This window comes from Vibrio sp. 1F169 (assembly GCF_041439605.1).
Taxonomy (GTDB): domain Bacteria; phylum Pseudomonadota; class Gammaproteobacteria; order Enterobacterales; family Vibrionaceae; genus Vibrio; species Vibrio tasmaniensis_A.
This window is the reverse complement of sequence record NZ_JBGOOI010000022.1, coordinates 1-26,572: the sequence shown is the minus strand read 5'-3', so window position 1 is coordinate 26,572 and position 26,572 is coordinate 1. Positions and strand designations below refer to the sequence as shown.

At 43.1% G+C, this 26,572-nt stretch carries 16 protein-coding genes; 10 read left to right on the top strand and 6 right to left on the bottom strand.

Features of this window, described 5'->3' with window-relative positions; translation table 11 throughout:
* Positions 1-128: 128 nt before the first annotated feature.
* A complete protein-coding gene (locus tag ACED53_RS10970; protein ID WP_012600035.1) occupies positions 129-953 on the bottom strand; it encodes an AraC family transcriptional regulator in 825 nt (274 codons plus the stop codon).
* A 498-nt stretch (positions 954-1,451) separates the two neighbouring features.
* Here ACED53_RS10970 and ACED53_RS10965 point away from each other — a divergent pair, with 498 nt between their 5' ends.
* From ACED53_RS10965 to ACED53_RS10955, 3 genes are all read left to right on the top strand, one after another.
* Positions 1,452-2,561: a PEGA domain-containing protein gene (locus tag ACED53_RS10965; RefSeq protein ID WP_009846003.1), complete on the top strand. Its 1,110-nt coding sequence runs from the start codon at positions 1,452-1,454 to the stop codon at positions 2,559-2,561.
* Positions 2,562-2,718: 157 nt separating this feature from the next.
* The gene (locus ACED53_RS10960; protein ID WP_009846004.1) at positions 2,719-4,548 is read left to right on the top strand and encodes a formylglycine-generating enzyme family protein; all 1,830 of its coding nucleotides are present in this window, start codon (positions 2,719-2,721) and stop codon (positions 4,546-4,548) included.
* 377 nt (positions 4,549-4,925) lie between these two features.
* Positions 4,926-5,708 carry a helix-turn-helix transcriptional regulator gene (locus ACED53_RS10955; RefSeq protein ID WP_017100476.1) on the top strand — a complete coding sequence of 261 codons (783 nt, stop codon included), beginning with the start codon at positions 4,926-4,928 and terminating at the stop codon, positions 5,706-5,708.
* A gap of 103 nt (positions 5,709-5,811) precedes the next feature.
* On the opposite strand, the gene pdxH is transcribed toward ACED53_RS10955, so the two are convergent.
* Positions 5,812-6,447: a pyridoxamine 5'-phosphate oxidase gene (gene pdxH, locus ACED53_RS10950; protein WP_009846006.1), complete on the bottom strand. Its 636-nt coding sequence runs from the start codon at positions 6,445-6,447 to the stop codon at positions 5,812-5,814.
* Between the two features lie 190 nt (positions 6,448-6,637).
* Here pdxH and ACED53_RS10945 point away from each other — a divergent pair, with 190 nt between their 5' ends.
* The 6 genes from ACED53_RS10945 (at position 6,638) to ACED53_RS10920 (ending at position 16,221) form a co-directional block, all read left to right on the top strand.
* A complete protein-coding gene (locus tag ACED53_RS10945; protein ID WP_371715257.1) occupies positions 6,638-8,536 on the top strand; it encodes an ATP-binding protein in 1,899 nt (632 codons plus the stop codon).
* 100 nt (positions 8,537-8,636) lie between these two features.
* Positions 8,637-9,941: a sigma-54 dependent transcriptional regulator gene (locus tag ACED53_RS10940; RefSeq protein WP_029225421.1), complete on the top strand. Its 1,305-nt coding sequence runs from the start codon at positions 8,637-8,639 to the stop codon at positions 9,939-9,941.
* Positions 9,942-10,053: 112 nt separating this feature from the next.
* Positions 10,054-11,445 carry an HlyD family type I secretion periplasmic adaptor subunit gene (locus ACED53_RS10935; RefSeq protein WP_017097204.1) on the top strand — a complete coding sequence of 464 codons (1,392 nt, stop codon included), beginning with the start codon at positions 10,054-10,056 and terminating at the stop codon, positions 11,443-11,445.
* Positions 11,446-11,504: 59 nt separating this feature from the next.
* Positions 11,505-12,173, top strand: a complete 669-nt coding sequence (locus ACED53_RS10930; protein WP_012600028.1) for a transglutaminase-like cysteine peptidase — start codon at positions 11,505-11,507, stop codon at positions 12,171-12,173.
* A gap of 5 nt (positions 12,174-12,178) precedes the next feature.
* Positions 12,179-14,089 carry a LapD/MoxY N-terminal periplasmic domain-containing protein gene (locus ACED53_RS10925; protein ID WP_009846011.1) on the top strand — a complete coding sequence of 637 codons (1,911 nt, stop codon included), beginning with the start codon at positions 12,179-12,181 and terminating at the stop codon, positions 14,087-14,089.
* Positions 14,090-14,106: 17 nt separating this feature from the next.
* Positions 14,107-16,221, top strand: a complete 2,115-nt coding sequence (locus ACED53_RS10920) for a type I secretion system permease/ATPase (protein WP_009846012.1) — start codon at positions 14,107-14,109, stop codon at positions 16,219-16,221.
* Between the two features lie 147 nt (positions 16,222-16,368).
* On the opposite strand, the gene ACED53_RS10915 is transcribed toward ACED53_RS10920, so the two are convergent.
* The 4 genes from ACED53_RS10915 to ACED53_RS10900 form a co-directional block, all read right to left on the bottom strand.
* Positions 16,369-18,039 (bottom strand): DUF342 domain-containing protein, encoded by a 1,671-nt coding sequence (locus ACED53_RS10915; protein WP_102579904.1) that lies wholly within the window; start codon positions 18,037-18,039, stop codon positions 16,369-16,371.
* Positions 18,040-18,569: 530 nt separating this feature from the next.
* Complete coding sequence (locus ACED53_RS10910; protein WP_017100480.1) at positions 18,570-20,702, bottom strand: GNAT family N-acetyltransferase; 2,133 nt, start codon at positions 20,700-20,702, stop codon at positions 18,570-18,572.
* Positions 20,703-20,793: 91 nt separating this feature from the next.
* On the bottom strand, positions 20,794-21,768 hold the full coding sequence (locus ACED53_RS10905; RefSeq protein ID WP_009846015.1) for a ParB/RepB/Spo0J family partition protein: 975 nt from the start codon (positions 21,766-21,768) through the stop codon (positions 20,794-20,796).
* Positions 21,769-21,773: 5 nt separating this feature from the next.
* On the bottom strand, positions 21,774-22,991 hold the full coding sequence (locus tag ACED53_RS10900) for a ParA family protein (RefSeq protein ID WP_009846016.1): 1,218 nt from the start codon (positions 22,989-22,991) through the stop codon (positions 21,774-21,776).
* Positions 22,992-24,253: 1,262 nt separating this feature from the next.
* On the opposite strand from ACED53_RS10900, the gene ACED53_RS10895 reads away from it, so the two are divergent.
* Positions 24,254-26,233, top strand: a complete 1,980-nt coding sequence (locus ACED53_RS10895; RefSeq protein WP_017100481.1) for a replication initiator protein RctB domain-containing protein — start codon at positions 24,254-24,256, stop codon at positions 26,231-26,233.
* Positions 26,234-26,572: the final 339 nt, after the last annotated feature.

Genomic DNA, 26,572 nt, shown 5'->3' with positions numbered 1-26,572 from the left:
CAGTGTATTTAGAGTATATAAGGATTACTTGTCAAAAACTCCGAGTTTTTTGCTAAAAACTCGCTTTATTAACAAAACAAACACAAGGTCACATATGAAACTTTAAAATAATATGCCGTTTTGTTTCACTATTTAACAGAAATTTTCTTTTTGTATTGAGATGGTGACATGCCTTGAAGGCGTGAAAAGGTGTGAGTAAAGGAAGATTGACCGGAGAAACCAGCCAGTTCAGCGACCTGACCAAGGCTGAGGTTACCTTGTTCGATTAAACGACGAGATCGGTCGATACGCTTGCCTAACACGTACTGATGCGGGGTAATGCCCATTTGATCTTTGAATAGCATGTGGAACTGGCTTTCACCCAGAAACACACTGCCTGCAAGCTGCGCGACGGAGATCTTATTTGCTAAATGCTGTTCTATGTAGCGATCCAACGCTTCAAGATCAAAGCGTGAATCTTTGATTGAGGTTTCAAAAGCCGAGATGTGTCTTTGCATCAGCGCGATCACCGTGTCATTACAGGCTCGGCTTAGTAGAAGATCATTAGGACTGGCCTGCATTTCTTGCACCAACATATGGATAAGCTTTTGAATTTGCGCGTCTAATTGGAAGTAGACGTTCGATGATTCTAACTGATTGATCTTCTCTAGCATCAGAGGGTCATCATCCGTTGGCACTGGCATATTGAGTACTAGGATGTCCGACTGGCCAACCACACCACCGAAAGCATGATCAGAGCTCGCCGTTACCACACAACCTTGACCTGGGCCGACAAGATTGCCTTTACCGCTCACTTCAAATTCAGCCTGACCTTTTAAACCAATCACCACCTGCGAATAATGATGATCGTGACAGTCCATATGCGAAGGCAAAGTTATGATTTCCGCGGGTCGGGGGCCAGTAAGCCCTAGCGGAGACAAGTCTAGGTTTGGAAAGGGTAAAGGTTTTGGCATGACAGCAAAGTACTTAGGTCGACATGATAAGAATAATACTCTGAAATCTGCAGAAGATGAATTTGTAAATGATCATGAGAGTTGTTTTTTCTTCTTCAAAGAAAGATCATTATTGATAACCACGTGATCATGTCTCCGGAAGTATGATCAAGTGAGCCCAAACTACGGGCTTTGTAAAGTCAACCTTCCAATATTTAGGCCACTCTTCCTTGTTCCAAGAGCAAATAAATCTGAACACCAAAAGTCAAAGCAAGTCACAAATGGAAACCAAATGACTACACCATAACGACAATATTTTCTTATATAGCTCAATTATTTCGGTGTAAATATGTAAAAAGTGTATCCGAAGTAGCGAAACTTAGCTTTTGAGTAGATTGGAGGGCAATAAAACGGTATAAAGACGGGTACTGTGTTAATTGCTAATAACTAGTGACTGACAACTAGGAAGTAGACACTTTATTAACGAGCCAATTTTAAATATACAAGTTGCAGGGACCTATGACTAACTTTCGAATTTCAGCGCTTTTACTTGCGCTATCCCCACTTTGGGTATCTGCATCGTTATCAGCTGAAGAACTGAATCAAGTCGATCCCGTTTCAGCTATCGATGCAAAGCTAACAGAGAAAAACTCAGATATTGAGCGTATTTCAGCGACCAAAGTATCGGCAACTGAGACCTTAAAACAACTTCAAAACCAGAACAGTAAGTTGTTACGTGAAGGTGAAGAGTTAAAGGCAAAACGTAACCGAGCTAAATCTGTACTCGACAAACAATACAGTCGCTTACTTGACGATCCAGAAACGGATCTGGTTTCTTTTCAGAAAGGATACCAAGATGCTTGGGCTGCGGTTAAAGAGAATCAATCGTCTCAGCTAGATAATCAGCAAGCGATGAATGAGAACGAAATTTACCTTTCTCAAATTAAGCAAAAGCAAGCTCGTTTGAATAATGAGCTGGCTAACTTGAAAGAATCAAAAGTTGAAGCTCGCGTTAAACGTATTGCAACAGAACTTCGTGAAAGTGCCGTTCTTGAAACGAGCTACACCACCACATGTTCATCAACAATGACACTGGGTGAGTGTATTGCTCAAGGTAAACACCTGACGAAGCAGAAAGCAGTACAAAACTTCAAGAGCAAATTACTTGAACAGCTCACAGAAAGCACTCTTGCGAAGCAAAACTTACAAGGTGTTCAATTGAACATTCATGTTCAAGACAGCCAAGCAATCAAGAGCGGTTTCTCTGGAAACAACTCTTACTTTGTGCAGATGCAAGCTCAACTTCAAGCAAAACCGGAAGCGATTGCAGCATGTAACTTATTGAACGTTTCAACTCGCTACTGTTTAACGGACAGCGACGTTAAGGTTACAAAGAAGAGCGACAAGCAGTGGGCAAACGTGATGGTACGTTCTGATCAGTACAATGACTCAGTAACTATCAACGGCATTAAATACGGCAGCACACCCCTAGAGGTTTCGCTACCGAGCGGTCGTCACCAAGTAACCATTTCAAAAGAAGGTTACGAGTCATACAACCGCACAGTGACTATCAACGGCAGCGATACTATTTGGGTGAAACTCCTTCCTAGTAAAGAAAATGAAATCTAAATATATAAAGCTAAGCCTGATATAAATAGCCGTGCCTATTTCACAAAGCTGAATGAATACTCGCCATCTTGTTGTAGTTATAGAAAGTAGCTTCAAACGAAATGGCGTTTTCGTTAGAATATTCAATTAACCTAAATTACGACTGAAGTAGCCCAACATGCGCCAAGGTTTTCCTACTCTATTATTTGCACTTGCTCCATGCTTAATGACGCCTGCTGTTTTCGCTGAAGCGACATCTCCAGCAATCACGTCATCAGTCATCGACATTGAAAGCTCTCTTTTCGAAGAACATGCCAGTTTAACGGCTATCGAGAAGAAGATGGCGGACAAACAAAATCAAGTCGACAACCAAGCAGAGCAAATGGCACGTCAAGCCAAGTTATTAGCTCAATCAGAGCAAAAACTCGCAACGGCGAAAACTAGCCTAGAGCAAGATTACACTCGCATGATTGATGAGCCAGATTTCGATATCTCACCAGCTCAAAACCGCTTTCAAGATGCCTGGAAATCGGTAAAAGAGCACAAGCTTACGATTTCGGATTCAGAGCAAAAGCTTCAAAGCTTAGTGATGGAACTAGAGGCCATCAAAGCCGAAAAATCGGCTGTAGAAATGTCTATCGCCCATTTGAATCAAGACAAACTAAGAGCAAGAGCTGAGAGATTAAGAAGCGAGGTCACTCAAACACAAGAACATACTGTTAGCTTTACCAACCGCTGTAGCAGCGACATGACGTTAGCTCAATGTTCAGACCAAACGGTGGCTTTGACACTTCAAAAAGCAGTAAAACAATTTCAAAATAGCCTTGTATCCAACGCGACAGAATCAAAAATAGTAAAAGAACACCTAGCGTCTGCATCTTTGAATATTCACGTTCTACAACACAGCGTGAAATCATCTGGCTTCTCCGAAGATAACCGTTACCGAGCAGTGGTTGCTGCGAATTTAGAAACTCGTCCAGATAAGAACACTCCTTGCCGCTTACTTGGCATTCAATCCTCAAACTGTTTCGATCAGAGCGATCTGCAAGCCGATGATCAGCAGAAAGAAGTTGCTTGGGTTAACTTGGTGGTTCGCTCAAATCAATATAATGACAAGGTTTCTATCAATGGTGTGAACTATGGCAGCACACCGGTGGAAGTGATGCTACCGACAGGGCAGCACATGGTTACGATTGAGAAAGAAGGTTACCTTTCTTTCCACCAAGAGCTGAAAATAGCCCGAGATCACAACCTAAGAGCAGTATTACAAGCGAAGCAGAACTCACTGAATGTGGGGACTAAGTTTGCTGACCCAATGGGCAATGGTGCTCAAAGTCCAGAAATGATTGTGGTTGGATCTGGGACTTACCTACTCGGTGAAAATAACGCTGAGCAAGTCACGATCAAACAGCCATTTGCATTAGCGGCAACCCCAACTCGTGTTCAAGACTTTAAAGCATTTGTGAAAAATACGGGTTACCAGACCGACGCAGAGCTTATGAACACTTGTGATACCTTCGTGAATGCAGAAATCACGACTGTGTCAGACAATGACTGGAAAGCTCCTGGTTTCAAGCAAGTCGATAACTCTCCCGTTGTATGCGTCAGCCAAAGCGATGCGAAAGCGTACACACGTTGGTTATCTAAAAAAACAGGCTTTACTTACCGTCTACCAACACAACAAGAGTGGGAAGCGGCGGCAAGAGCGGGTCAAGATACCAGCTTCTGGTGGGGCAACAAATTCCGTTCAGGTAGAGCTAATACTGGTTGGTCTGGTACACAGTGGTCAAACGTCAGTACTTCTCCTGTTAAATCATTCTTGCCAACGCCTACGGGTTTCTACGACATGGTAGGTAACGTTTGGGAATGGACTGCAACCCAAAAAGGCATCGCTAAGGGGGGCGCGTGGAGCTTCTCTCCTGAAGAGGCAAAAGTGTTTGCTGAACTGTACGTTTCGCCTTCTACTGCCGCTAACTACTTAGGATTCCGAGTATTACGAGAGCTATAAGCTCTTGGTATTACTCAAAGCCCTCAAATATTTACCTTAGATTCTCCTAGTATCCGGTTGAGTCAGTGTTTATAGGGGAATTCCCTCCTTATATTCGATCTCGCCTAGGAGTAAATTCGTCGATAGAGTAGTAAGTCACTCTGGGTATCTATCTGATACCTCAGCTTAATTTACATGACCCTCGTAAATTAAACTGGAAATCTTCTACGTGTCGACAAGGTATATCTTGTCTTTGGCCAGCCCTTCTTCAGGCTGGCTTTTTTTTAGCTTTTTTCTCACCCTTCTTGTTCAGCCATCGATCAATAAAAGCGCACTTAAACAGCATACCGTTCAACTATCAATCACACTCCATTTTTGATGCATAACTCGACTTCTAATTGTCATTGCAGCAATATAAGAAACTGATATCATTGCAATACTTCCTCTTACGAGATAAAGCCTTGCCGGATCCCCTCGATTCCATACATCGTTCTTTATTTGAACAACTTCCAGGTTGCTGGGGTTGCAAAGATACTGACTCTGTCTTCGTGTATGCCAACCTTGCTTACAACCAATTAATTGGCTTAAAACCCAACGAAACTTGTACGGGCTTAACCGATTTCGATATGCCTAGTCAAACAACCGAATGCGCGCAGGATTTCAGGGCTCAAGACAAACATGTAATGGATACACGCAGTACTCTTAAAATCCTCGATATTCACCCTTATCCAGACGGACGCTGGCACGCCCATATTTTTACTAAAACCCCTTGGCTTGATGGGAATGGCGAAGTTCAAGGCACCATTTTTTATGGTCAAGAACTCACCGACACCGCCATCTTAGAAGTAGGCCATTGGGTGTGTCAGGCAACTTGCGAAAAAGACAATCAAGTGTCCATTGCAGGATCAAAGCCACGCATATCAAAGCTCAAAAAGCGACTGACTTCGCGAGAATCAGAAGTGCTGTTCTTGCTGCTATTCGGCAAGAAACCACAGTACATCGCGTCTACGTTGAACATTTCAATCAAAACGGTCGAAGGGCATGTCGCCAGGTTGAAACAGAAATTTGATGCGCGCAGTAAAAGCCAGTTGATTGAGTATGCGTTGGACTCGGGGCTAGGCTCTATGATCCCAGAAACCCTGCTTAAAAAGCAGATCTCCGTTGTTCTGCACAGTGATTAGATATTGGTTTGATTAGATGCAGACAAAAAAATACCGTTGATAAGTCTAATCAACGGTATTTTTGGATCAGTTAAGCAGTTAAGCAGTTAAGCAGTTAAGAAAATTAAGGTGCTAGGCGGTCGATATCCCAACGGCTATCTTGGCGTGAGAACAAGAAGCGATCATGCAAGCGGTGCTCTCCACCTTGCCAAAACTCAATGCTATCCACACGCACACGGAAGCCACCCCAGAAAGAAGGCACAGGAATCTCTCCTTTCGCGAACTTCTGTTTAAGCTCTAGATATTTGCCTTCTAAAATCCCACGAGCAGAGATACGGCTACTTTGCTTACTTGCAATTGCGGCCAATTGGCTCTCTTTTGGTCGTGACGAGAAGTACTTCATATTTTCCATTGCTGTCAGTTTTTCAGCCGTGCCCGTAATATGAACTTGTCGCTCAAGAGGGTGCCAAGGGAAATGCAAACTGATTTTGCTATTGTGCTCTAGCTGGTGCGCTTTACGGCTACCTAAGTTGGTGTAAAAAACGAAGCCGTCTTTATCAACATTCTTTAGCAGAACAATTCGCTGGAATGGCTGACCATTTTCATCAACCGTAGCAACTGTCATGGCAGTAGGGTCCGTCAACTTAGCTTCAATAGCTTGCTCTAGCCATAGATTGAATTGCTCAATCGGGTCTGCGGCTAAGTCTTTACGTCTCAATCCACCCTTAGCGTATTCGCGACGAATATCGGTCAGTTCCATTTGGTTGCTCCTTTCAATTTTTTTTGATTTTGCGCTGTAATCCTTTGAAACACAAGTCTAAGCCATGGTTTTGTCTCACAGAAGGTGCTCTGTGTTAACAAGATCTCGGTACTCTATCCATCATATTGATAATCTTTATACAAACCGATGACATGCTGAGATCCTAGTGACTAAGATACTGCTTAACATAATGACTCCCTTCGTTTTATTCTCATTGTTATTGGGGGCTATTGGGCTGAGCGCAACTCATTTTTTGGCAGTACAATTTCAAGAAAAAGTGGTCACTCAAAAGCTCAACGAAGCGGCCAATAAAGCGAACCTACAAATCGACTCTGAACTGGATAAATTCAAACAGATCCCTGATTTGCTCAGCCATGACCCGCGTCTGCTCTCTTATTTTGACTCATCACCACAAACAGACAAGATTTCCGCTGCGCAGCTCAATCAATTGCTATTTGAATGGTCTAATCAAAGCCAAGCTGACACCATCTATATTCATGACCCGAGCGGTACTGTGGTCGCTTCCAGTAATTACCAGAAGCTCGGTACTTTCGTGGGTGAGAACTTCTCGTTTCGTCCTTATTTTGCGTCCGCGATTGAAGGTAACAGCACACACTATGTCGCACTGGGGGCTCGCTCCAACGTACGCGGTTACTTTTTGTCTTCGCCCCTGTATATAGAGAATGACATTGTTGGGGTTATCACCGTTAAAGTGAGTCTAGAGAACCTTGAAAACATCCTAACCAGCGATGATTTTGAGATTGTGGTACTCGACTCTAACCAAGTGGTTTTTCTCTCGAGCCAAACTCAGTGGCTTTATCACTCGTTGTTGCCGTTAAGCCAGAAGCAACAAACCGATATCGCCCTGCAACGCCAATACGGTCAAAGCGAAATTTCGATCATAGAAGCTTTTCGCTCTTCCAACTATCAACCACAAGTTAACGACGCTAATCAGCCCAACAACATTCAACCAAATCGAGTACAAAAAGAACTTACGGCAAACCGATTGTTTAAACTTGGGCCGTTCAATCTTTACCCCGCCACCTTCAGTAACAATCAGTACCAAGTTGTCGCATTAAAAAAGGCCAAAGCAGAGCTTATTAAAGTGCTGCAGATCGATGTCATCTTCGTGGTGATTTACAGCTTGGTGATGCTCATCGCGTGGTCGTGGCGACAGACTTACGTCGCGAAAGTGGCGCTAACCCGGCTCAACCAAAACCTAGAACAAACCGTTGATAAACGTACTCACTATTTGAAGAAATCCAATCAACAACTTCAGCAAACCATTTTTCAATACCAAGCATCGCAGTTAAAGCTGAAGCAGACAGAACAAGAGCTGACCCAAACAGCAAAATTAGCGGTACTCGGAGAGCTGTCAGCCAGCATTAACCACGAAATCAACCAACCGCTTGCAGCGCTTCGAACTTATAGCGAGAACAGCTTAAAGCTGCTTGAAATGGAACGGACAGATTTAGTGAAGAGCAATCTTGAGAAAATGATTGGCCTCAACAACACCATTACCGACATCATAGCGCGACTCAAAGTCTTTACTCGCAAGGTCACTAAACAAGAACATCATGTCGCGAACCTGCACCAAGCGGTCAACAACGCCACCAGTATTCTCAGTGCGCTGATGATCAAGCAAGGCATTACACTAAGACTAAGCACGGTGCCAAATCACATTAATATTGCCATTCATCCAACCGAACTCGAGCAAGTACTGGTGAATCTGGTTCACAACGCGACCCAAGCGCTTCAACAACACGTTCTTGAACAGAAAATCTTGCAGGAGCAACAAAACTTGGAAAACGTTGACCAACCGGCCAGCCCACAGATAGGCATCGAATGGCAATTGCATCATAATTCTTGTCAGTTGATCATTTGGGACAACGGAATTGGCATGCCGGACGATAAGCTAGAACAGCTTTTCAACCCGTTTTTTACCACTAAACCGGAAGGCTTAGGGCTAGGGCTTTCAATATCGAAACGGATTATTGAAGCTTATCACGGCACGATCAGCGCCAACCGATTAGAGCCTTCAGGCATGGTATTCTCGCTAAACATCCCGTTATATAACGATAAGGGCTAACGTGCCGTTGTTATCGTTGATTAGAAAATGAATTTTGCATACTGCTAATTTCACACATAGCTAACCTCACATACTGTTAAGGATTCGACTTTTGCACCCTCTGCCTAAACTCTATTTTGTCGATGATGAACCCGCCATTCGAGACTCCGTAGAACAAGCCATGCTCATTGAAGGCATCGATATTGCCTGCTTCCCCAATGCCATTGAGGCACTAAAGAGAATAGATGTGACGCAAGCTGGGATTGTCATTACCGATATTCACATGCCAGTGATGGATGGCATTCAATTGACACAAAAGCTGCTGAATCAAAACCCTCATTTTCAGATCATCGTACTGACAGGCCATGGGGACGTGCAAACAGCCGTATCCGCAATGAAAGCAGGCGCTTATGATTTTTTGGAAAAACCGTTTGTGGTCGATGCCCTGCTGACCGCAGTAAAAAAAGCATCAGATAAGCTGGCACTGGTTGAAGAGAATAATCTATTACGTAAAGAGTTGGCGGTACAGAATCAGGTAGGTCCAAAGTTGATTGGTCAATCGCCATCAATGCAGGCATTACGCCGAGAACTGATCTCTCTAGATACCAAAACTAACCCACTTCTACTGTTCGTCGGTGATTTAGGAACGGGCAAAAGGGTTACGGCGCAGTACACGCACGATCTTCACAGCCATCAAGCTGCAGAGCTTTGCCCTGTTGCTGCGTTTAATTTGCCACGCAGTGACGAAGCGACATTCCATCAGTTTGTTTTGCAACTGTTCTTGAAACATCAGGGAGGGACACTTTATATCCATGAAACAGAAGCATTAACTCAAGACCAATGGCAGTGGCTAGCAAACCTAAAACCCACTCTACTTCGTGAAAACTCATGCAAGACCAGTGCAACTTGTATCATTTTAGCAACCACAATACTTCCTACTACAATGGTAAGTGAGTTCCGTCGATTTGATTTGCTACCGCTAGCGCAACGAACAGAAGATATTGGTTCTTTGTTTAAACATTTTGCTCGTGGTGCGGCAAGTCGATATCAGTTACCCCCACCGGTGATTACAGAAAAAGAGGTTCAACGATTGATCGCCACTCACTGGAGTGAAAATATTCGACAGCTTCGCCAACATGCAGAACTCAGAGTGTTGACTAAACCCAAGCTGGCATCGCTTGAATCAGAGCCTAATCATAATCAAGATCAAAGCGATAAGAGCCACATCGTTCTAAAGACTGAAGAGCAACAACTGTCATTAAGCCAACGAACCGATAGCTTTGAGCAAATCATCTTGATAGAGGCACTACATCGTCATCAAGGGCGCTTAAAAGAGGTACAGCAAGAGCTACAAGTATCGCGAAAAACGCTTTATGACAAGCTGAGAAAACACCAACTTGATAAAACAGATTTCAAAAAACAATAAGAGTTAAAAAATATATAAATTCAAAGATTTAAAGGAGCAAAGCCTTAACATTTATCAAAAGTAAGAATACACTCACAAAGCTTGCACTTTTATTTAGCGAACAAGGACTGTTATGAGTCAGAAAAATTTCAGCAAATTGAACGAGACCGAACTTGAGTATGTCGATGACAAAACAGCGGCACTGCTCCTCAATACGCCCACCAGTGCGCGTATTATGTTGTGGGTTATCGTTCTGTTTTTTGTCGCTGCTATTGGTTGGTCTGCTTGGGCTGAAATCGACAAAGTGACTGTTGGCCAAGGCAAGGTGATCCCTTCCTCTCAGATTCAGGTGGTGCAAAACCTTGAAGGTGGTTTGGTTAAAGAAATTTTAGTCAAAGAAGGGCAACGAGTTCAAAAAGGGCAACAATTACTATTAATAGATGACACTCGATTCCGCTCTGACTTTCGTGAACGTGAGCAACAAGTTGCGAACTTAACGGCTAATGTACTCATGCTGTCCGCCTCACTGACCAGTGTGGTTATCAATGAAGAATTCTCAGTAAAAGAGTGGAAAAAAAGTGTCTTACTCGATTATGGTAAACTCGCCTTCCCACCACTATTCTACGACCTTCACCCCAAATTGGTTAATCGCCAAAAAGCAGAATATCGTCAAGATCTGAATAATCTGAAGAACCAACTTTCCGTTTTTGATCAACAGGTTGGACAGAAACAACAAGACCTAGTTGAAATAAAAGCGCGTGTTCAGAATTTAAGACAGAGTTACAAGTTTGCCCGCCAAGAGCTGGATATTACCAAGCCTCTTGCTGATGAAGGGGTGGTGCCAAAAATTGAACTGCTCAAGCTGCAAAGACAAGTTAACGACACTCGCCGAGAAATGACCTCTAGCGAACTCAAAATCCCTCTTCTACGTTCAGCAATCAAAGAAGCGATGCTCAGTCGTATCGATGCTGCATTGAACTTCCGATCAGAACAACAAGAGAAGCTAAACCAAGCACAAGATAAGCTCTCTGCAATGACGGAATCAGCGGTTGGCCTTGAAGACAGAGTTAATCGAACTGTAGTAGTTTCTCCAGTAACAGGAACCGTCAAAACGCTTGGTATTAATACCGTAGGCGGTGTTATCCAGCCGGGTATGGACATTGTTGAGATTGTACCAACTGAAGATTCCCTATTAGTTGAGGCGAAAATTGCTCCACAAGATATCGCATTCCTCCGTCCAGAATTGAGCGCTGTGGTTAAATTCAGTGCCTATGACTTTACTAAATACGGTGGTTTAGTGGGTGTGTTAGAACACATCAGTGCTGACACCACTCAAGATGAAGAAGGCAATAGTTTTTACATCGTGCGTGTTCGTACCGAGAAGTACAGCTTTGGGGCTAATGAAGAGCTGCCTATCATTCCTGGTATGACCGCTTCTGTCGATATCATCACCGGAAAAAGAACCGTGCTTGAATATATGTTGAAGCCAATTTTGAGTGCTCAAAACAACGCACTAAAAGAGTAAGGACGGTTAATGCTTGATAACGTCTTCCTACGTGCAGTGAAAAAACAAGAGCAGCAGCAATGAAGTCTCGGTTTTCGTTATTGCTACTGTTCCTTACCTCTTTTACTTCCGGGGCACTGAACAAGAGTGACCAAAGGTGGATCGACGCAGTCTCTGTAACCTACGGAGAAAGAGCAGGGAAGCGAGTGTCGACATGGCGCTCAAATATGACGTCGTACGCAGGGTTAAGTGAAAAAGAGAAACTCGATTCGGTAAATCGGTTCTTCAACCAAATGTACTTTGTCGATGACAGTATACTTTGGGGAAAGAATGACTACTGGGCGACACCGCTGGAGTTTTTGGGCAGTAACGCGGGTGACTGTGAAGATTTCACTATCGCAAAATACTTCTCTTTACTTGAACTCGGCGTCCCAGATAAGAAATTACGATTAGTGTATGTAAAAGCACTTGAGTTAAACCAATTCCATATGGTGTTGGCTTATTACTCTACACCCAGTGCAGAACCACTAATTTTAGACAACTTAAACCCTGAAATAAAACGCGGCTCCAAGCGCAGAGATCTACGACCGATATACAGCTTCAATGGTAAAAACCTATGGTTAATCAAGTCGGCGGCAGGCAGCGGCAAGTTATCAGGAAAATCTTCAAGATTGAGCTTATGGAACGACTTACGTTCGCGTGAGCGCTCTCTAAAATTAAACAAACCCATTATCAATTACGATGAGTAGGTACAATGACTTTATATAAACAGCTTGTGGTCGGAATGGTTGCGGTTTTCATATTACTGATGACCTCAGTTTTTATGATCGAATTCAATACCACCCGTGACTACTTAGAAGAGCAGCAACGCTCTGAAGTAAATAATACCATTAATACTGTTGGACTGGCGCTCGCCCCTTACCTCGAAGAAAAGGATCAAGTGGCTGTAGAGTCTGTTATCAACGCACTGTTTGATGGTAGTTCTTACTCTGTCGTACGATTGATTTTTTTAGACACAGGAGATGATATTCTTCGTTCATACCCTGTGAAACCAAGTGGTGTCCCACAATGGTTTACCAACCTGAATTTGTTTAAACCGATTCATGATCGCCGCGTGATTACCAGTGGTTGGATGCAACTTGCTGAAGTTGAGATAGTGAGCCACCCAGGCCCAGCCTATACTCAGCTTTGGGAGGCATTTACACGGCTAGTGACCTTCTTTGGAGCGATTTTCTTACTGGGTTTGATCTCGATTTCATGGATACTCCAACGAGCGCTACGTCCGCTGTCATTAATCATAAAAAAAATGGATCAAATCGCCAAAAATCAGTTCGGTGAGCCTCTGGTTCGCCCTAAAACAAAAGACCTCATCTTAGTCGTCGACGGTATTAACCACATGTCGACTCAAGTTGAACTTGCATTTAAGAGCCAAGCACAAGAAGCGCAACGACTTCGTGAACGCGCGTATATCGATCCTGTATCTCAGTTAGGTAACCGTGCTTACTACATGTCTCAACTAACTCAGTGGTTAGAAGAGTCGAGTTTAGGTGGTCTGGCGGTGCTAAAAGCCGAATTTATTAGTGAAGAATATGATGACAAAGGCTATCAAGAAGGCGATGCCTTAGTTCACCAATTAGCTGAACAGCTACAGGCTTCTATTTCATCTCCAGATATTACTATCGCTCGTATTTCTAGTGATGAGTTTGGCTTCATTATGCCGAACATTGATGAAAATGAACTGAAACTCGTCGCGAGCAGCATCGTAAACTGCATTCAAAATCTAGGTTCAGATCCAACAGGTATGGCGAATCCACACATAGCTCTCGGTGTGACGTACAGTAAGAAACGTAAAACCAGTACTGAAATCATGTCTTTGGTCGATAACGCACTGTCTAGCGCGAAAGCGAACCGTGAGCTCGCTTACGGTTACGTAACTGCTGACGACCATGGCGCTGTAATGGGTAAACAGCAATGGCGCATGTTGGTCGAAGAAGCAATCATCAATGACCTAGTAACTTTCCGCTTCCAAGCTGCAAATAATAGTTTTGGCAAAACCTATCACCAAGAAGTGTTCTCTGCGATTGAGAAAGAGGGGGTTCGTTACGGTGCCAACCAATACTTATACGCATTAGAACAGCTTGAAATGAGCCACATCCTCGATCAATACGTTATCGAGAAGATGATTGATAAACTGAATGCAAAAGAGCTTACGAGCCCCGTTGCTATCAATATCTCGCCAAGCAGTATTTCTCAGCCAAGCTTCATCCGTTGGATCGGAAAGTCTCTTGAGAAAAATGCGTCAATCGCTCATCTGTTGCATTTTGAAATTCCAGAAAACTGTTTCGTCAATGTTCCTCACTACACAGCACTATTGTGTAACACCATTCGCAACGCTGATGCGGTGTTTGGTGTCGATAACTATGGACGCAACTTCCAATCACTCGATTACATCAACGAGTACCGCCCTAGCTATGTGAAGCTGGATTACCTATTTACTCATAACCTTGATGACGAAAAACAGAAATTTACGTTAACGTCTATCTCAAGAACGGCTCATAACCTTGGTGTGACGACTATTGCGTCACGAATTGAAACTCAGACTCAGTTAGATATTTTGTCTGATAACTACGTAGAAGTGTTCCAAGGCTTCATTGTTGATAAATAGTTGTAAGGTTATATCGCATGCAAGATCCACTATTAAACTCACTGATCTACGTTAGTCGGTATTACGGGTTAGCCAACTCGCCCGAAGCGTTGATCAATGGGCTACCACTCTCTGATGGAAAGCTAACTCCTTTCCTATTCCCTCGCTCTGCCGAGCGTGCGGGGTTAGTGGCCAAAGAAAACCGTTCCGATCTAGAAAACATCCCTCACTTAATTCTGCCAGCCGTATTGTTACTCAAGCAAGGTGAGGCTTGCGTTCTTAATAGTATCGATATTGAGAAGCAAGAAGCCGAAATCATCACAACGGAAAGTGGGATGATGCCAATCGTCATCCCTATCGAAGAATTGAAAGAGCAATTCATCGGCCGTTACTTCTTAGTAAAGAAACAATTCCGTTATGATGAACGCTCACCAGAAATTTTAAAAACGCGCGAAGGTCACTGGTTTTGGAGCACGATTTGGCAATCTAAAAAAATCTATCGTGATGTGCTGATCGCATCAATTCTAATCAACCTTTTCGCTATTGCAGCTCCAATGTTTACTCGTTTGGTGTACGACAAAGTGGTACCAAACCTTGCGTTTGAGACGCTATGGGTACTCGCGAGTGGTATTTTTGTCGTCTTCCTCTTTGACTTACTTTTAAAGTTAATGCGAAGCTACTTTATTGACGTTGCGGGTAAGAAATCCGATATCCTGATTTCATCTAAGTTGTTCAGTAAGGTGCTCGGGATTCGTATGGAAGCGAAGCCTGCTTCTGTCGGTGCTTTTGCTAAAAACCTGCAAGAATTCGAGTCAATCCGTGAGTTCTTTACTTCGGCAACAATAGGCTCATTAATCGATTTGCCATTCGCTCTTATGTTCTTGGCGTTAATTTGGTTAATGGCTGGCAACCTTGTGTTTGTTCCTGTCGTTGGCGTGGTGATACTGATCATCTATGCGTTGTTAATACAAGGCCCGCTGCGTCGTACCATTGAAGAAGGCTCTCGCCTTGCTTCTCAGAAGTACGCAAACTTAATTGAGAGTTTAGCGGGGCTAGAAACCGTTAAGCTATTCAGCGCTCAAAGCCAGTTCCAATTCCGCTGGGAAGAAGCTGTTGCGCACATGGCGAACTGGAATATCAAGAGTCGTCGTATTACCGATAGCATCCAAAATACTGCTGGCTTTGTTCAACAAAGTACCAATGTGGGAATGATTATTTTTGGTGTGTACCTAATGGCAGAAGGCACTCTTACAATGGGTGGCTTGATTGCCGCTACTATGTTGAGTGGTAGAGCAATTGGTCCTCTTGTCCAGTTATCATTGCTTTCTACGCGTTATAACCAAGCGAAGTCATCAATGACCTTGATTGAACAAGTCATGTCGATGCCCAGTGAACAAGAGGAAGGTAAGCGATACATCCACCGTCCGATTATTCAAGGGCATATCGCGCTTGATAAAGTAACATTCCATTACCCTGATTCGCCAATCGCGTCTATAAGAGACCTGACTCTTAATATTAGTCCAGGTGAAAAGGTCGCGATTATTGGGCGAATTGGTTCAGGTAAAAGCACACTTGAACGCCTGATTATGGGCCTGTATAAGCCCACAGAAGGTCATGTACGCATTGATGACACCGATATGGAACAACTTCACCATGTCGACGTACGACGAAATATAGGCTGTGTGCCGCAGGACAGTAACCTATTCTATGGCACGGTAAGAGACAACATTACCTTGGGACGCCCGTTGGTTGACGATCGTGATGTCATGGATGCTGCCAACCGTGCAGGTGTAACCGCTTTTACTCAGCAAGATCCGGCAGGCTTAGAACGCCAAGTAGGTGAAGGTGGTGGTTTACTCTCAGGAGGTCAACGTCAGTCGATAGCCATAGCTAGAGCCTTCCTAGGGCGCCCTCCTGTATTATTGATGGACGAACCTACCAGCGCTATGGATAACCGTTCAGAGATGCACATTAAGCATCAGCTGAGCCAGCTGTTACCTAGTGAGACTTTGATTCTTATCACCCACAAAACGTCGATGTTGGATATCGTAGATAGAGTGATTGTGATGGAGAAAGGCAGCATTATTGCCGACGGACCAAAATCACAAGTTCTGTCAGACTTAAAGCAAGGAAAGGTAAAAGCGGCAAGTTAAAGCGCTCATGTGACTTAAAGAATCAAACTAAATCAATATCAGCAAAAACAAAGGGGGAGCATCAGCTCCCCCTTTCTTATTTGTTCTAATGAGTGAAAACGGCTCGAACCGCTCTATTCTGTCTTGGGCAATTTCAGAGTCGCTCAATTACAATGAGATATCTTCTTTCTCCATTTTGAAAGAACATTGAATTTCATATTGATTGAACGAGAAAATACTGCCGCCGTGCGTTCTCTTAGTCGTCACCATCTCATCACCAAACAAAACAGATACACGGGTGTACACTTTCTCGTGCGCCTCTACTGTGCACTCGGCAAGGTTTGTCTCAAATTCAGCTTCGAGTGTATCCAACTGCAATTTAGTCTTCTCTATCGCTTGATTGTTTTTTTCCCGTTGCTGCTCAATCTCCAACGCTTGCTCTTCGCTTCTTTCCGCTTTTGGTCGCTTCTTAAATTCGAGTTCTTGACGGATGACGTCCATGGTTTGTTCTTGAGCGTGCTTATAAATCTCCTTCAGTTGAGCTATCTTTTTTTGATATCCCTCGAAGCGAGCAAAACCATGAACCTTAGTTGCTGTATCCCCTTCAACGCCTAAGAAAACACATTCCACTTTACCGCCGACTTTAGCTTCACCGCCACTAAGTGTGCCATGCTTCTTAAAGGTATCCATCACAATGAGGTTGTTGCCACAACGAATGTCGTTACTCATGCTATGTAGGTTGAGTAGAATGTCATTGGCGGTTTGCAGTTCAGTATTCTGTGCGTAGCTTGCTGTGATAGAGCCTTTGCTAAGTACCTTACAACTTTTGGGCTCATCCTCTTTGGTCGTATGACCAATGATTCCTTTCGCGACTTTTATATCCCCCTGAGCCTGAACTTCTGCAGATTCAATAAAGCCACCAACAGTAATGCTTCCGGTCGCCTTCACTATCATTCCAGGTTCTATATTCCCAGAGACAAACACATTACCTTTGAATTTAACGTGCCCAGTAGATACGTCGACATTGCTAACACATAAGGCGTCATCCACTTCGATACTTCGCTCTTTAATAATGGGCAGACCAGAGGATGAAGAAAGTAATAAATTAGGGTCGTCAGGGGAAATGTGGGTGCCTTTTCCCGGCTTAATCAAACTGTCTTGGCCCGGAAGGGGTGGGATAATTCGACCTTGGACGGTAAAGCCCGCAATACCTTTGGTGGCAGGAGTACGTTTCATTAGCGGGTCATTCTGACCAACGGTAATGGTTTCGCCGAGATCTCGCATATCGATCTTACCGGCGTCTTTACTGCGAGGCTTTAATACTTGATGAGTAATGTCTTCAACCAATGCTGAAAACTTAGCATCTTTACCCTTCACAGCTGGAGAACCTTTGGCAACGGGCTGAGTAAATTTCTCACCCGGCTTTAGCTTGCTACTCATCATTAAGACTTTTCTAAGTGCTAGCTTATTAATTCCTTTCGTTATGTGAGCCTGAGCCAAGCAATGAATAATATCGCTGCCACGTAATGCCTGCCCATTATATGCCCCAGTTACAACAAGACTTGCGAGCATCTCATCATCAGACAGTTCAACCGTAACACTGGAATTACGAACTTCAGCAATCAATATTCCTTGATAAGCTTCTCCCTTACCTTCTTTAGCAAGAGTGACAAAACGCAGTATCTCTTCTTCGAAAATAAAATAGTTTGATGCGTTCAAAGCTTCTAAGGTTGTTGGTAAAGTCTTATTGTCAAAGCTTGCGTTGACCACAAACCCAGACGGCAGACATGCCATCACTTGCTTCCTATCTTCCGACAATGTAACGATGCTATCCCACATTCGAATTGTGTACCCTTAATAACTCTGTTGTTATGCAGTCTATATAATTCGCTCAGTGCTTAGAATCACTACAGTAGAATAATCAGCGTCACATCACTTACTTTCGATGTTGCAAAGGGACTCATAAATAAGACTGACCGATTCTAATCTCTTCTTCACCTTTACAAAAAAGATTCTTTCACGATTTTTCAAACTATGAATATTGGGTACGAGCATAAGATCGCAATACAGCGACGGAGCTTCATCACCAAACGATTCGGGATGAATTGATGTGATAATATGAAATTATACCTTCCAAACAACGGCGATGATTAGATCGGTAGAATTGAGATAGGAAATGAGCGCCATGATGGACATGTTCAACAAATTGAGAAATTGCATAAAGATTGGATTATTGAAATGACATAGGTCATTGCATACCGCGGTTCAGTTTACAGTGTAAATCCGGCCTTCTAATTTACACTGTAAATCTAATTAACAGCTCGACATATGCTCTGTCGTTCCAAATTTAGTGACGATCGTTGACCTACTTATTTACAGTGTAAATTTAATAGTAGAGTACCGACATCTTTCCTAAACTGTAGCTCAGCTTGTTTTCGTCCGACTAGATTAAACTGTTCGACACAAGTCCCCCACTCTTTCTGCTGCACGACTTTCGCGATAAGTAAGTCTGAAACAACGAAACCTGTATCGATTATAGCGTCAGATTCAGTTATGTGCGCTTGATGACCATTACTTTGGAGAATCAAATTCAGGACACTGAAACCAATGCTGTCGTAACTATTACCACCATCGACATAATTCCTGATGAGTTGGATTTCAGACTCTGCCATAGATTCCGCTTGCCTTGGTAATAATGCGCGCACCATATCAACCTCGAGAGAAGCCAAAGAACCAGAAGTGAGAAAACAGAAACTACGTTCAAAGTGACTTATCAGATTGTAGACCCAATTCTGTGCGCTTTTATTAAGTGGCTTAACCATCAATACCGAGTGACAGCCGCTTGCTTGATCGCGCTGGTGGCCAATGTGCACAGGTACAAAATCGTTATCGCGCCAGAATGAAATCAATTCACTGGTCGCGCCAAAGCTCGTTGCTAAGTAATCCGCCTGATTAGTTTGCTTTGACAACTGCCCCAACATCCAACGACCAATCCCCGAACCTTGATGACGTGTTGAAACGGCAATACGCATAACTCGAAGGCAACGACTGAGCGCCGCTTGCGTACAACCCAGTTGGTTTGCGAGTAACACTGGAGCTAGGTGACCTTGAGGTCTTCGTTTTCCAAGTTGAATCTGAGCAATCAGATCGCTATCCAACCGACCTTCTTCAGTTACCAACATACAACCTAAACATTCGTTTTTCTGCCAAGCAGCGTACAAACGGATTGCTGGATTGTTGAGAAACTGCATTAGATCGTTTGGTGACGTTTGATAATGAGCGTCAACAAGAAGAGAAAAGCATTGCTGTAGCGGCTCCGGGTTCGCCAAGCATTCTGCCTTTGATAACTCGACCAAGCTCAGTTGGTTGATTGCCAGATCAGAAAAGCTATCTAACTCATGAATCACCGAGTCACTCAGCGACGCGTCGTTACCAAGCAGGAAGCAATCAAACAACCAGCGCTCTAGTGGATCATTGCGATTCCAACGAATGGGCTGATCGAGCTTAAAGCCTTTCCACCCCGGGCGATGCTCTGAAAGCCAAGACTCGAACTTAAGTCCAAACCCTCTCCCACTCCCCTCGTATCCGTGAACGGTGGTTGAAAAAACCATACGATGATAAATGCCAACCATAGATTTAAGCATCGGGATTGGAATTGCAGCCGCTTCATCGACTAATAGCAAATCACAATCAGGCTTAGACTTAAGTAATTCATCTGGTGCTACGAATCTTAAACTTCCGCTTTGATAGCAAATGTAAGTTGCGTTGAGCACTTCACAGTCTTCTAGGCTTTGACTCGCGTGGGAAAATACAGGCTCGATTGCTTTCACTGAAGGCGCTGTCACGATGATATTTAATCCATGCTGCTCAACCAAAAGCTGAGCAGCGGCAATACCCAATGTAGAACTTTTACCACGCCCTCTATCTGCCGTGAGAACTAAAGGTCGTTTACGATGCCCAGACACCACTTTTTTAACCAACTCAACAGCCAGATTTTGCTGTTCGAATTTGTTCAAACTGTTTTCAAAGTCTTGCTTGAGTGGAAGTGCTTTAGTCGCTTGAACAACATCGTCTGTTTCGTTGTGTTGTGAAATCGAGATGAGCTTATTGAAATTCTCCTTTAACCAACGTTGGCCAAAGCTCTCGTTATCTTCAGAGTCATCAACTTTTGGCGGCAACACCAACAACAGCCCACCACCGATTAACGAACCTAGTGCAGCGCTAAAACCATTCGCATCAAACTGCTCTCTAAAATCACAAACAAGAACTTGGCACTCACGACCAAGCAATTGTTGGCCTTTTTTGACTGGAGCATGAATCACACCTTCAAACGGAGTTCCACCAATCTGGAAGATGCTCGGAGTGTACGAATTTTCAAGGAAGGTTAAAACAGCAGAGTTTTGCCAATCAAAGTCGCCATCAAAGACCACACCGTAACGGTGACCATTGTGTTGGGCAATATTAGAAAGTGTAGACAGAAAAGTATTGGTTGGGTTTGTCATAGTTAGCGTCCAGATTCATCTAAACACAGTTTATCACAGCCAAATAAAAAGCCGCATAAAGCGGCTTTAGAGGAGTAATGAAAGTCGTGACTTAGTCTAACTTAGATTGTACGAATGCTAGGATTTCTTCCATTGTTGTATCATCAACTTTCTTAAGATTTAACGCCAAGTTTGAACCCTTACGGCTATATGACGCTCGACCTTTAATAAGTTCAACTTTTGGAGAAGCTTTCTTCGCGGGTGCTGGTGCTAGTTCGAGCACCCAACCTTCTAAAGTCTCTGTCACGTCTTTTGTTAAACGAGTTACGCCTTGAGCTTCGCTGCGCTGCCACACAAAACCTTCAGAAGCACCACACTTGGTCAGTAATGTTTGTTGCTGCTCACTAGTAAGACCGCTAAATTGTTTGTGTAACTTAACAATAGTCGGACGGCCAAGATCGCTCACATTTGGGTAAGCTTGTAATAATTCAAGTGGTAAAGCGGCCGCTTTCAACGCGCCACTCACCAAAGCTTCACTGCACTGGAACATTTTAGCGAGTGCTTTCTGGTCTTCAGCTTCGCCTTTATCAAGCTTCGCTTGCATCTCCTTCCCCTTCTCATAGAGAGAAAGTGGTTTATGAGCGTTAGCTACATCTGATAAAAACTTAGCATGTTCGCCGTTAATGTTTTCAGCGACATAGATCAAGAACTCTTTGTCAGCCAAAATACATGACATACGACGACGGCTACCATCAAGAACTTCAATCTTGCCGTCTTTGTTCTTACGGCCAACCGCTGGATATTGCTGGCCGCGCTCTTTAAGCGTAGTTAGTACGTCAGAAAGCGCGTGCTCATTCAAGAAAGACTGCTCACGAGCATTCTCTTCAAAAACAACCGTTCGTGTTGCTACATCAGCGGCTGGAATTCGAACCAATTCAAATGAAACTAAATCTTCACCCGCAACAGAAAGCTCAATCACTTGAGCTTGCTCTTTTACCGCAGTTTGAGCTTCTTGTGGCGTAGCTACGCGACGTTTGTTTGCTTTACCAAATAGCTTTGCATTTAAGTCAGATGTTTTAATTGCCATTCTTGTTATCCCTGATTAAGTGAAGGCCAGTTGCTATGTAATACACGCTCTAATTCTAGAGCACTTTTTTGTACTGCGTCTTGAGCCACAGCCAGAGTTTTCTTACCGCCCTCAAAGTCGCTTACCGTCAGATCGAAAACCGTGCTGTAAGTGTCAGCACAAGTTTCAAAGGCGCGGCTTCTTGGAATCGTGGCCATCATTACTTGGTCATTCAACAGGTAGTTCATCTCAGTCAGAACTGATACCTGTTTTTTATTGTCGTCTTCAAACATCGTTGGCATTAGACGAACGAACTCAAGCCCTTTCCAATCGTCCGGGAACATTTCATAAACCGTTGGCAAGTGCTGGAAGAAGTTAACCGTTGAAGCCCAGTCCAAACGCTTGGCTGCACATGGTATTAAAAGTGCGTTCGACGCGTACATTGCATTCCACACTAACGGGTCCACGTGTGGTCCAGTATCAATCATGATCACATCAAAATCATCGGCGATTTTGTCGATAAGCTTTTCTTTCAAAAGACGAACAATATCAAGTGACTGATCTCTAGACAGACTTTGCCATGCTTCAGCGTTAAACATCGCATCTTCTGGGAAGGCTGAAATAGTCTTCAAATTAGGATACTGAGTTGGCAACAGCACGTTCTTACGCAAGAATTCTAGGTCAACATCCTGCTCTTCTGGCACATTATCCAACATGATATCAACTGCAGAATAAATGCTGTCATGCTCTGCACCACTAATTTGTGGGTTTAAGAACAGACGCAAAGAGCCTTGTGGATCCAAGTCAATCAAACAGATACGGTAGCGCTTGTCCAAATTTAGAGATAAGCACGCAGCTAAGTGAACTGCCGTCATTGATTTACCCGTACCGCCCTTTTGGTTTTGTACGTTGATAATCCATGGTTTGTTGTCAGCATGCTGCTTACGTTGATGGAACTTCGGCACTTCTGCCGCGTCCATCAACATGTGAGCTTCTGTCAATGAAATCGAGTAGTGATTGGCATTGTTCTTTGTAAACTGATGGCCATCAGCTTCAAGTTTAGTGATCGCTTCATCGAGTTTACGACGCGTTAAACCAGAACGAGTCTCCATCATAGCTTTAGACATTGGAGGGAAATGTTCATCACTTCGCTCTTCCAAAATAATCTCAATTCGGTCAGCCTGAACTTGTTGAGTTTGTTCGGCTAGCTGATAGAGCTTATCAATCGTTTGTTCTCTTTTCATTGCCAGTTTCCGTAATGATTAACTAAGTACAAATTGTACAGCGATTAACAACAAACACAACAAAAACATGAACATGCATTTATGAGAAAACTCACATAAAATAGACAGTGTTTTTACAATTTGATGAAACATCACCTCAGAGTAATACTGAAAGTCATCATTTTCATCATGCACAACCATGTTATTTCTAGTGCACATTTAAAATGTTACAGCATCACTTATTTACAATGTAAATGAAATTATCGTTAAAAAACTGCGGAACGATTGAAACACAACTATAGATTACGGTTGGTGTGATTTGCATTCGAATTTATAGATTTTCAATTCAATAAAAATTAAAAAAACGCTCAATGGACAAAAAATTCAAAACAGAAGAGAAGAGGAGGTGCAAAAAAACAACAGAGGATTCTAACCTGAGCGGAAGAATGATCATGGTACATATCCAGTGTAAGATAATTAATAACACCCAATTATGAAGCATGATCAAGGCGTAAACTTAGCAATATTGATCCGAACAACTGCACATTACAAATGATCAAATTACGGAAAAATGATCAAGTAAATATCGTTCCGGAAGCATGTAATTTAAGAGATAAGTTACGGACAAATGCTTTTGCAATGGGGATTCAACGCCTATAAGGGCTCAATGATTGAAAATTCAATCTACACTGACCGAGAATACGCAAACATGACAATTTCATGATCATGCTTCCAAGTTAACTCCCACCTGCGCTAAATACATCAAAGCTATCCATTTTCAACAGATACAGATTAAATTTTATCCTCAATAGGGCGGGAAGGATAAAAAAGTACCATCACTTGATCATTGTTCCGATAGATTGGCCATCATAAATATCCACATTGATGTGTATGAAGTGACTTAGAAGATGATGTTGACTTCCGAACTGTGGATAAGCTGTATAAGTATAATGATCATGCTTTCAAGCCAATAATGATCATGCTTACAATGACTTAATGATCATACTTCTGAAGTTCTGTGATCATGCTTTCTTTGATTTAATGATCATAGTTTCGGGGTTTTTATGATCATGCTTTCCAAGGGGTTTTATTTTAAACGTTTAAATTCAGCAACTTAAAGGAAAAGAAACAGCCAGATCATTAGATCACTTAATCATTTAAGATCATATTAATCAAAAAGATCAGTTATTTAAAAGCCAATAAATTCTCTTTATTTATGATCATTCTTTCTTTATCATTCAGGAACTATAGTGAAATTACGGTTAGTGTGATACGGATCAAAAATGAAACCAGAAGAGAAATTGTTAATTAAGGCACGAAGCCACAAAGATGGTCATTTATTTGAGGTATCTGAAACAGCCGTTGAATGGATAGAACAATATCAGCACTTCAAAGGTGTCACCAAAAGCATTGTTGAGCTTCTTAACCTAATTTCACTTCGTGGGTTTAGCAGCAAAGACGGTTACGTTTCCACTACCGAGATTATTGAATCAACTGATGGCCAAGTTACTCGTGCAGCCTTACAGCAAAGGTTAAGAGCTGCGGTTAGTATCGGCCTTTTCAGACAAATTCCGGTTCGCTTTGAAGAAGGTCTTGCTGGCAAAACTATGCTGCATCGCTTTGTGAACCCAAACCAATTGATATCGGTACTGGGTGCTACTAGCTTAGTGACAGAAAGCGTGAAGCAAAATGAGAAGCAAAAGCGATCTAAAGCTCTAGCTCAAACCAAAGTCAACAAGCGCTTATTGAATGAACACGGACTCAATACCCCACCAACGATGAAAGACGAAGCCGATCAATTTATTGTGTCGCCAACTAATTGGGCGGGTATTATTGATCAAGCCTTAGCGCCCCCTAGAACGCGCAAGAGCTACCAAAAATCAATGGTTTCGATCTCTGGAACTCGAGCGGTGATCGAGACACGATCTTCAAAAAACATTATGACGGTTGATGATCTGATGACGCTATTCGCGTTATTCACGCTTACTGTTCAATATCATGATCATCACCAAGATGATTACCATCTAGACGCTAAACACACACCGAACAAAACACCACTTTACATCACGGATATTTTGTCCTTGCGTGGCAAGAAAGACAGCGGGCCGGCACGTGATTCGATCCGTGACAGTATTGATCGTATCGAATTTACCGACTTCCAATTGCATGAGCTCACAGGCCGTTGGCTTAGCGAGAACATGCCAGAAGGCTTTAAGAGTGATCGTTTCCGATTCCTAGCTAGAACCATTACCGCATCGGAAGAAGCGCCTACAGAAGGCTCTGACGGCGAAATTCGCATTAAACCGAACCTGTACATCCTGGTTTGGGAACCGTCGTTCTACGAAGAGCTGCTCACTCGTGATTATTTCTTCCTATTTCCGCCAGAAATCCTGAAGCAACATACCTTGGTCTTCCAAATGTATTCGTACTTTAGAAGCCGTATGGCACGCCGCCATACAGATTGCATGTTGCTCAGCGAGCTGAATCAGAAATTGGCGCGTAACATCGATTGGCGTCGTTTTTCGATGGATCTGATCCGCGAGCTCAGAAAGTTAGGTGAAGTAGGGGATCAAGAAGATACCTTCCTGGTTAACCTTTGGGGGTATCACTTAACGATCACCGCGTTGATCGAAAAAGGCAAAACGACTGATTATCAGGTTGATATCAAATGTAATGTGGAAGAAGTCTTACGTTACTCAAGAGCACGCACCACCAATGCAGGCAAGCGTAATATGGCACCAACGTTACCGAACCCACTGCGTAATGAAATGGTGTCTAAGCAGAAATTGGAAGAGTTGTCTGAGATTATTGATGGTGAGTTTGAGCCAATTCAGCGCAAAGCACCGTCGCCAAGAGGCAAATTGGGACGTCGAGTTAAGCAGCGTAAACACTCTGTTGAGATCAACGCTGACGAAATCATGATTACTCTCTCTAAATATACCTCTGCAGAGGCTCTAGAACGCAGCATAACGGCTTTATCTGCTATGACAGGGCATTCACATGCTTCAATCAAAGAAGAGTGTTCAGAGCTCATTGAGAAGCTTGATTGGTTGAGAGTAGGGGAGGACGTTATCCCATACGAAACACTGAGTCGTTTGATTGAGCTTTACAACGACCGTGACAGCACCAGCAATCGACACTTGTCTATTGAGCGCTTGATCTCTGGTTTAGCTGTGCGTCGTAAAGTGTGTAAACAAGTTCACGAAGGTCATTTAGACGAAAACGTGTTCCTAGCGCTCGACGAAATGGCGATTGGCCACTAGTCACTAACCACCAATCACTGTCACTGCTCAGTTGTAAGAAGCCCATATTTACGGTCGACGAATGGATAGTTTTAACACATTAGGTGCTGATTAAAACCGCACCTAACGCTGACAAATTGATGACAATGTAGCGCATCCAGTTGATTATTATTTATCCCGAATAGACAACCTTTTGTCCTTTCTTATGATTAATAGATTGGCTCATATTTTGTTACATCATACTGAATAGATTTTTGCGAGTTCCTAAGGGACTCGCTTTTTTTTGGTTCATCGCGGCTTTCCCCGGAAAGCCGCTTTTATCTTCAAGAAGAAGTAGTCTGTATCTCGATACCCATACCC

Bases quoted from the DNA above. Each gene is read 5' to 3' on its own strand.
- ACED53_RS10970 (WP_012600035.1), bottom strand. From the start codon at position 953: ATGCCAAAACCTTTACCCTTTCCAAACCTAGACTTGTCTCCGCTAGGG.
- ACED53_RS10965 (WP_009846003.1), top strand. From the start codon at position 1,452: ATGACTAACTTTCGAATTTCAGCGCTTTTACTTGCGCTATCCCCACTT.
- ACED53_RS10960 (WP_009846004.1), top strand. From the start codon at position 2,719: ATGCGCCAAGGTTTTCCTACTCTATTATTTGCACTTGCTCCATGCTTA.
- pdxH (WP_009846006.1), bottom strand. From the start codon at position 6,447: ATGGAACTGACCGATATTCGTCGCGAATACGCTAAGGGTGGATTGAGA.
- ACED53_RS10945 (WP_371715257.1), top strand. From the start codon at position 6,638: ATGACTCCCTTCGTTTTATTCTCATTGTTATTGGGGGCTATTGGGCTG.
- ACED53_RS10935 (WP_017097204.1), top strand. From the start codon at position 10,054: ATGAGTCAGAAAAATTTCAGCAAATTGAACGAGACCGAACTTGAGTAT.
- ACED53_RS10930 (WP_012600028.1), top strand. From the start codon at position 11,505: ATGAAGTCTCGGTTTTCGTTATTGCTACTGTTCCTTACCTCTTTTACT.
- ACED53_RS10925 (WP_009846011.1), top strand. From the start codon at position 12,179: ATGACTTTATATAAACAGCTTGTGGTCGGAATGGTTGCGGTTTTCATA.
- ACED53_RS10920 (WP_009846012.1), top strand. From the start codon at position 14,107: ATGCAAGATCCACTATTAAACTCACTGATCTACGTTAGTCGGTATTAC.
- ACED53_RS10915 (WP_102579904.1), bottom strand. From the start codon at position 18,039: ATGTGGGATAGCATCGTTACATTGTCGGAAGATAGGAAGCAAGTGATG.
- ACED53_RS10910 (WP_017100480.1), bottom strand. From the start codon at position 20,702: ATGACAAACCCAACCAATACTTTTCTGTCTACACTTTCTAATATTGCC.
- ACED53_RS10905 (WP_009846015.1), bottom strand. From the start codon at position 21,768: ATGGCAATTAAAACATCTGACTTAAATGCAAAGCTATTTGGTAAAGCA.
- ACED53_RS10900 (WP_009846016.1), bottom strand. From the start codon at position 22,991: ATGAAAAGAGAACAAACGATTGATAAGCTCTATCAGCTAGCCGAACAA.
- ACED53_RS10895 (WP_017100481.1), top strand. From the start codon at position 24,254: ATGAAACCAGAAGAGAAATTGTTAATTAAGGCACGAAGCCACAAAGAT.